The 2,354-nt window shown below is 31.4% G+C and carries 3 protein-coding genes and 1 pseudogene; all 4 read left to right on the forward strand.

Translation table 11 applies throughout. The annotated features are described in order from the left end of the window. A pseudogene (locus tag AC2LE6_RS08900) lies at positions 1–317 on the forward strand (ATP-dependent zinc metalloprotease FtsH); the annotation flags it as partial. 54 nt (positions 318–371) lie between these two features. After that, positions 372–635 carry an RNA-binding S4 domain-containing protein gene (locus tag AC2LE6_RS08905; RefSeq protein ID WP_484478906.1) on the forward strand — a complete coding sequence of 88 codons (264 nt, stop codon included), beginning with the start codon at positions 372–374 and terminating at the stop codon, positions 633–635. A 51-nt stretch (positions 636–686) separates the two neighbouring features. Beyond that, complete coding sequence (locus AC2LE6_RS08910) at positions 687–1,661, forward strand: metal ABC transporter substrate-binding protein (RefSeq protein ID WP_484478907.1); 975 nt, start codon at positions 687–689, stop codon at positions 1,659–1,661. Positions 1,662–1,740: 79 nt separating this feature from the next. Further along, positions 1,741–2,354: OB-fold nucleic acid binding domain-containing protein (locus AC2LE6_RS08915; RefSeq protein WP_484478908.1), on the forward strand; the 614-nt coding region annotated here is incomplete at its 3' end.

Genomic DNA, 2,354 nt, shown 5'->3' on the forward strand with positions numbered 1-2,354 from the left:
ATACCGTTGCATTAGAAATCGACACTGAAGTACGAAACATTATCAACGATTGTTACAAAAAAGCTGAGGTAGTTTTAACTGAAAATCTTGATCTTGTTAAATCAATTGCTGGATTCTTATTAAAAGCAGAAACATTAACAAAAGAAGATATTGATGAAATCGTTGAAACTGGAAACCTTTCATGGTGGGAAAAGAAACAAGCTAAATTGGCTCTAGAATTAGACCAAGCAAAAGCAGAAGAATCAACTAAAGAAGAAATCCCTGCAGTTGAGGAAGCAAAACCACTTGATAAAAAAGATGATAAAGTAGATAATTAATACAAACAAAAGGGTATGCAAATACCCTTTTAGTATTTATAAGAGGTGGATATTATGAGATTAGATAAGTACTTAAAAGTATCAAGAATCATAAAAAGAAGAACATTAGCTAAAGAAGTCGCTGACAATGGTAGAATTCAGATTAATGGTAGAGTCGCTAAATCTAGCACTAAATTAGAGGTTGATGATATAATAACAATTCAGTTTGGTAGTAAAATTGTAGATATTAAGGTGTTGGCTTTGTTAGATTCTACAAAAAAGGAAGACGCACCAAATATGTTTGAAATACTTAAAGAAGAACAAATAAAATTGGATTGAAATCCCATTTTAAACATAGTATAATATTGTGTGAAGAAACTAGGTGATAATATGAAAAAAATAATAACGTTTGTATTACTTATTGTATTTAGTATTAGTCTTACTGGATGTAAAATTGTAAATACAGATGATGAGAACATTGTATACACGACTGTTTATCCACTGCAATTCTTATTAGAGAATATCGCTGGTGATACAGTTACAGTAGAAAGAGTGCCAGGAAGTACAAATTCAGGGCATGTAGATGAATTAAATTGGACAGGTAAAGAGATTATATCAATGTTGAAAAGCGATTTACTGTTTTATGTTGATGGTGGAGTAGATACTTATATCAGTAATTCTATTGATTCTGTCTTCTCAGATGGTGATGTTGTTCTAGTGAATTTATCAGAATCAATAACATATAATCAAGTATGTTATGGTCACGACCATGATCATGAAGAAGATGCACCACTAGTAGATGAAGTATCAATGTGTGATGAAAATATGTTAAGTGATGATCCACACTTTTGGCTAGATCCTAACAGAATGTTAGATGCAGCTGAAGTAATAAAAGATCAATTAATCACTGCTTTTCCAGAAAACACAGACTTATATGAATCAAACTTTGCTTCAATAGAAATAATACTAGAGACATTAGATGATAATCTATCAACAATATTGACAAATGCTACAAAGCCAATCATAACAACAAACATGTTGTTTAATTATTGGCATTCTACATATGATTTAGAAATCATATCGTTGAGTACTGATGCACACAACAGTGAAGTTGTACCGGGTGATGTTATCGAATTTGTTGAAGAGGCAGTATTTCATGAAATACACTGTATCTTATACGAATCGAACACCAATTCTCCAACTGGTGATCTGGTTTTAGAACAGTTGTTATTACAAGATCCAACTGCAAAAGCAGAATATCTACACAGTTTAGGAAACCTTACAACTGAACAAGTAGAGAGTGGTGAGACATACATTACTTTGATGTATGAAAACCTAGCAATTTTAGAAGAAGCTACTAAATAGTACAGTTTTTGTACTATTTTTCTTTGATTTCATACAGATTGTGTTATAATCATAATTGCATTTATGAGAGGTGATTTAAATGGAAAGACTTTCAGAACAAGAGATTGTTAGAAGAGAGAAACTAGAAGATTTAAGAGAGAGAAACGTAGATCCATTCGGACAACGTTTTGACAGAAATAACAATACAGAAACATTGAAACAAAAATTTGATACTTATTCAAAAGAAGAACTTCATGATATGGAAACAGATGGTGTAAAACTAGCTGGTCGTATTATGACTAAACGTGGTAAAGGAAAAGCTGGATTCGCCCATATAATGGACCAATTTGGACAAGTTCAATTATATATACGTTTAGATGCTATTGGAGAAGAAGCTTTTGAATTATGGAATAAAGCTGATTTAGGAGATATCGTTGGTGTTGAAGGTAGTGTAATGAAAACAAATACTGGAGAATTAAGTATTCGTGTTAGTAAATACACTCATTTAAGTAAGGCTTTAAGACCTTTACCTGAAAAATTCCACGGATTAAGAGACGTTGAAGAACGTTATAGAAGACGTTATGTAGACTTAATAACAAATGATGATTCAAGAAACACATTCATCTTACGTTCTAAAATAATTACTATTATTAGAGAATTATTAAACGAACGTGGATATTTAGAAGTTGAAACACCAATCCTTCACCCTATTTT

The sequence above is a fragment of the Candidatus Izemoplasma sp. genome, assembly GCF_982632705.1.

Coding starts and splice junctions, on each gene's coding strand:
- AC2LE6_RS08910 (WP_484478907.1), top strand. CDS start 687: ATGAAAAAAATAATAACGTTTGTATTACTTATTGTATTTAGTATTAGT.
- AC2LE6_RS08905 (WP_484478906.1), top strand. CDS start 372: ATGAGATTAGATAAGTACTTAAAAGTATCAAGAATCATAAAAAGAAGA.